Annotated in this window: 3 rRNA genes; all 3 read right to left on the bottom strand. The window is 55.0% G+C overall.

Annotation, left to right across the window (positions count from 1 at the left end):
- Window positions 1-9: 9 nt before the first annotated feature.
- The 3 genes from rrf to MTS1_RS15910 all read right to left on the bottom strand — a co-directional run bounded on the left by rrf (window position 10) and on the right by MTS1_RS15910 (window position 5,226).
- Window positions 10-126 (bottom strand): 5S ribosomal RNA (rrf, locus tag MTS1_RS15920).
- A 99-nt stretch (window positions 127-225) separates the two neighbouring features.
- Window positions 226-3,332: ribosomal RNA gene (locus tag MTS1_RS15915) — 23S ribosomal RNA — on the bottom strand.
- A gap of 374 nt (window positions 3,333-3,706) precedes the next feature.
- A 16S ribosomal RNA gene (locus MTS1_RS15910) occupies window positions 3,707-5,226 on the bottom strand.
- Together the 16S, 23S and 5S rRNA genes form the textbook arrangement of a ribosomal RNA operon.
- Window positions 5,227-5,483: the final 257 nt, after the last annotated feature.

Raw genomic sequence — 5,483 nt, 5'->3', positions numbered from 1 at the left:
ACGAAAGAAGTCCGGCGGTGTCCTACTCTCCCACAGGGTCCCCCCTGCAGTACCATCGGCGCTGTGAGGCTTAGCTTCCGGGTTCGGAATGTAACCGGGCGTTTCCCTCACGCTATGGCCGCCGAAACACTATTGATGTTTCAGTCTGCACAACGATTGATCGTTATGCGGTTCTCGACCGTACATCGAGAACCACTCAGTGGACGCAAGCACCAAAAACGGTGTGTTATCAAGTCATCGGCTTATTAGTACCGGTCAGCTTCACGTGTTACCACGCTTCCACATCCGGCCTATCAACCCAGTAGTCTAGCTGGGAGCCTCTCGCCCGAAGGCATGGAAATCTCATCTTGAGGCCGGCTTCCCGCTTAGATGCTTTCAGCGGTTATCCATCCCGAACGTAGCTAACCAGCGGTGCTCCTGGCGGAACAACTGGCACACCAGAGGTTCGTCCAACCCGGTCCTCTCGTACTAGGGTCAGATCCTCTCAAATTTCCTACGCGCGCAGCGGATAGGGACCGAACTGTCTCACGACGTTCTAAACCCAGCTCGCGTACCGCTTTAATGGGCGAACAGCCCAACCCTTGGGACCTACTCCAGCCCCAGGATGCGACGAGCCGACATCGAGGTGCCAAACCATGCCGTCGATATGGACTCTTGGGCAAGATCAGCCTGTTATCCCCGAGGTACCTTTTATCCGTTGAGCGACAGCGCTTCCACAAGCCACTGCCGGATCACTAGTCCCGACTTTCGTCCCTGCTCGACCTGTCAGTCTCACAGTCAAGCTCCCTTGTGCACTTACACTCGCCACCTGATTGCCAACCAGGTTGAGGGAACCTTTGGGCGCCTCCGTTACTTTTTGGGAGGCAACCGCCCCAGTTAAACTACCCACCAGGCACTGTCCCTGAACCGGATTACGGTTCGAAGTTAGATATCCAGAGTGACCAGAGTGGTATTTCAACAATGACTCCACGGTAACTGGCGTCACCGCTTCAAAGTCTCCCACCTATCCTACACAAGCCACACCGAACACCAATACCAAGCTGTAGTAAAGGTCACGGGGTCTTTCCGTCCTGCTGCGCGTAACGAGCATCTTTACTCGTAGTGCAATTTCGCCGAGTTCGCGGTTGAGACAGTTGGGAAGTCGTTACGCCATTCGTGCAGGTCGGAACTTACCCGACAAGGAATTTCGCTACCTTAGGATGGTTATAGTTACCACCGCCGTTTACTGGGGCTTAAATTCTCAGCTTCGCCTTGCGGCTAACCGGTCCTCTTAACCTTCCAGCACCGGGCAGGCGTCAGTCCGTATACATCGTCTTGCGACTTGGCACGGACCTGTGTTTTTAGTAAACAGTCGCTACCCACTAGTCTCTGCGGCCTCCACACCCTTTCGGAGTAAATCCTAATAAGTGGAAGGCCCCCCTTCTCCCGAAGTTACGGGGGCATTTTGCCGAGTTCCTTAACCACGATTCTCTCGATCTCCTTGGTATTCTCTACCTGACCACCTGAGTCGGTTTGGGGTACGGGCAGCTAGAACCTCGCGTCGATGCTTTTCTCGGCAGCATAGGATCACCCACTTTTTATCCGCATCGTGTCTCAGCCTGTATGAGTCACGGATTTGCCTATGACTCGGCCTACGCACTTGCCCCGGGACAACCATCGCCCGGGTTGGGCTACCTTCCTGCGTCACACCTGTTAATACGCTAGCCGCACCAGCATGGGGTCGAGCGTTAGACCGGACCGTCTCACCCCGAAGGGATCAACTAAGCCCGGGTTAGGACTCTTAGCACCACTGGATTAGCTTGGGCGGTTCTTCGCCGGTACGGGAATATCAACCCGTTGTCCATCGACTACGCCTGTCGGCCTCGCCTTAGGTCCCGACTTACCCAGGGAAGATTAGCTTGACCCTGGAACCCTTGGTCTTTCGGAGGACGTGTTTCTCACACGTCTTTCGCTACTCATGCCTGCATTCTCACTCGTGTGCCGTCCACGGCTGGGTCACCCCGCCGCTTCACCCGGCACACGACGCTCTCCTACCCATCAACACGGCTGGACCACGAAGGCCTACCAATAATGTCAATGCCACAACTTCGGTGGCGTGCTTGAGCCCCGTTACATTGTCGGCGCGGAATCACTTGACCAGTGAGCTATTACGCACTCTTTCAAGGGTGGCTGCTTCTAAGCCAACCTCCTGGTTGTCAGAGCAACTCCACATCCTTTCCCACTTAGCACGCGCTTTGGGACCTTAGTTGGTGGTCTGGGTTGTTTCCCTCTCGACTATGAAGCTTATCCCCCACAGTCTCACTGCTGCGCTCTCACTTACCGGCATTCGGAGTTTGGCTGACGTCAGTAACCTTGTAGGGCCCATCGGCCATCCAGTAGCTCTACCTCCGGCAAGAAACACGCAACGCTGCACCTAAATGCATTTCGGAGAGAACCAGCTATCACGAAGTTTGATTGGCCTTTCACCCCTATCCACAGCTCATCCCCTCAGTTTTCAACCTAAGTGGGTTCGGTCCTCCACGACGTCTTACCGTCGCTTCAACCTGGCCATGGATAGATCACTTCGCTTCGGGTCTAGGACACGCGACTGAATCGCCCTATTCAGACTCGCTTTCGCTACGGCTACCCCACACGGGTTAACCTCGCCACGTATCGCTAACTCGCAGGCTCATTCTTCAAAAGGCACGCTGTCACCCCTACTAAGGAGGCTCCAACGGTTTGTAAGCAAACGGTTTCAGGTACTATTTCACTCCCCTCCCGGGGTACTTTTCACCTTTCCCTCACGGTACTTGTCCGCTATCGGTCATCTGGGAGTATTTAGGCTTATCAGGTGGTCCTGACAGATTCACACGGGATTTCTCGGGCCCCGTGCTACTTGGGATACTCTTCACGCCAAGAGAAGCATTTCGACTACGGGGTTCGCACCCTCTATGACCAGGCATTCAAACCTGTTCGTCTATACCTTCTTGTAACGTCGACCACTCGGCAGAATGATCAGAAAAGTCCCACAACCCCCAACGTGCAACGCCTGCCGGCTATCACACACGCAAGGTTTAGCCTGATCCGGTTTCGCTCGCCACTACTAACGGAATCGCTGTTGCTTTCTCTTCCTGTGGGTACTGAGATGTTTCACTTCCCCACGTTCCCTCTACCCGCCCTATATATTCAGGCGGGAGTCACTAGGTCGGCACGCCGCCCAGCGGGGTTTCCCCATTCGGACACCCTCGGATCACAGTGTGCTTATCCACTCCCCGAGGCTTATCGCAGATTGCTACGTCCTTCTTCGGCTCCAGATGCCAAGGCATCCACCGTTTGCTCTTAAAGACTTGAAATCACATGAGTTGAATCGTCAAAAAATTGACTAATGATCTTTAAGATCATCTTCACGACACAACACCCGAAGGTGTCGCATCGAAGATGCTCGCGTCCACTGTGTAGTTCTCAAAGTACGGGCGGTACCCTCCCCACATGCCACCCAAGCAGCATGAAGAAAAGGCCCAGAGGTTGCGGACTCTCATCCGGTCCCTCAGGACCCAACAGCGTGCAGGTGCGACACCCGAAACCCTCCCCGTTCCCACCGCAAGCGGCGTACTAGAGAAGAACCTCATCCTTCGCACCATGTCAAATGTTCCACCCATGAGCTCCCAGCGAAGAACATGTGCCTTCGAACTGGGTTCTGGACTCCGAAGAGTCAGATGCTCCTTAGAAAGGAGGTGATCCAGCCGCACCTTCCGGTACGGCTACCTTGTTACGACTTAGTCCTAATTACCGATCCCACCTTCGACGGCTCCCTCCACAAGGGTTGGGCCACCGGCTTCAGGTGTTACCGACTTTCATGACTTGACGGGCGGTGTGTACAAGACCCGGGAACGTATTCACCGCAGCGTTGCTGATCTGCGATTACTAGCGACTCCGACTTCATGAGGTCGAGTTGCAGACCTCAATCCGAACTGGGACCGGCTTTTTGGGATTCGCTCCACCTCACGGTATTGCAGCCCTTTGTACCGGCCATTGTAGCATGCGTGAAGCCCAAGACATAAGGGGCATGATGATTTGACGTCATCCCCACCTTCCTCCGAGTTGACCCCGGCAGTATCCCATGAGTTCCCACCATTACGTGCTGGCAACATAGAACGAGGGTTGCGCTCGTTGCGGGACTTAACCCAACATCTCACGACACGAGCTGACGACAACCATGCACCACCTGTATAGAGACCTTGCGGGGCGACTGTTTCCAGACGTTTCCTCTATATGTCAAGCCTTGGTAAGGTTCTTCGCGTTGCATCGAATTAATCCGCATGCTCCGCCGCTTGTGCGGGTCCCCGTCAATTCCTTTGAGTTTTAGCCTTGCGGCCGTACTCCCCAGGCGGGGAACTTAATGCGTTAGCTGCGTCACGGAATCCGTGGAATGGACCCCACAACTAGTTCCCAACGTTTACGGGGTGGACTACCAGGGTATCTAAGCCTGTTTGCTCCCCACCCTTTCGCTCCTCAGCGTCAGTTACGGCCCAGAGATCTGCCTTCGCCATCGGTGTTCCTCCTGATATCTGCGCATTCCACCGCTACACCAGGAATTCCAATCTCCCCTACCGCACTCTAGTCTGCCCGTACCCACTGCAGGCCCGAGGTTGAGCCTCGGGTTTTCACAGCAGACGCGACAGACCGCCTACGAGCTCTTTACGCCCAATAATTCCGGATAACGCTTGCGCCCTACGTATTACCGCGGCTGCTGGCACGTAGTTAGCCGGCGCTTTTTCTGCAGGTACCGTCACTTTCGCTTCTTCCCTGCTAAAAGAGGTTTACAACCCGAAGGCCGTCATCCCTCACGCGGCGTTGCTGCATCAGGCTTGCGCCCATTGTGCAATATTCCCCACTGCTGCCTCCCGTAGGAGTCTGGGCCGTGTCTCAGTCCCAGTGTGGCCGGTCACCCTCTCAGGCCGGCTACCCGTCGACGCCTTGGTGAGCCATTACCTCACCAACAAGCTGATAGGCCGCGAGCTCATCCCTGACCGAAATTCTTTCCAGCTACTGACCATGCGGTCGCAGCTCGTATCCGGTATTAGACGCCGTTTCCAGCGCTTATCCCAGAGTCAGGGGCAGATTGCTCACGTGTTACTCACCCGTTCGCCACTGATCCACAGAGCAAGCTCTGCTTCACCGTTCGACTTGCATGTGTTAAGCACGCCGCCAGCGTTCATCCTGAGCCAGGATCAAACTCTCCGTAAAGAAAATTTGCTGCGACCAGCCGGAAAAAGACTGGAGCAGCGAGTTTGATGCTGACCAAAGAGATAAATCATTGCTGACTATCCGTTGCCTCCCCCAAAGAGGAGGTCTTTGATCCAAAGGAATCTCACCCCACCGAAGTGGAGTCGAGGTTATTTGGCATTTGACAAGTGCACGCTGTTGAGTTCTCAAGGATCGGACGCTCCCCCAACTGACCTCACAGCCAGCCCAGAGGGCAACTTCACAACCATACCCCACCC

The organism is Microbacterium sp. TS-1 (assembly GCF_000509385.1).
In the GTDB taxonomy this organism is placed as follows: Bacteria; Actinomycetota; Actinomycetes; order Actinomycetales; family Microbacteriaceae; genus Microbacterium; species Microbacterium arborescens.
The sequence above is the reverse complement of the archived record's forward strand: the minus strand, read 5'-3'. Positions and strand labels throughout refer to the sequence as shown.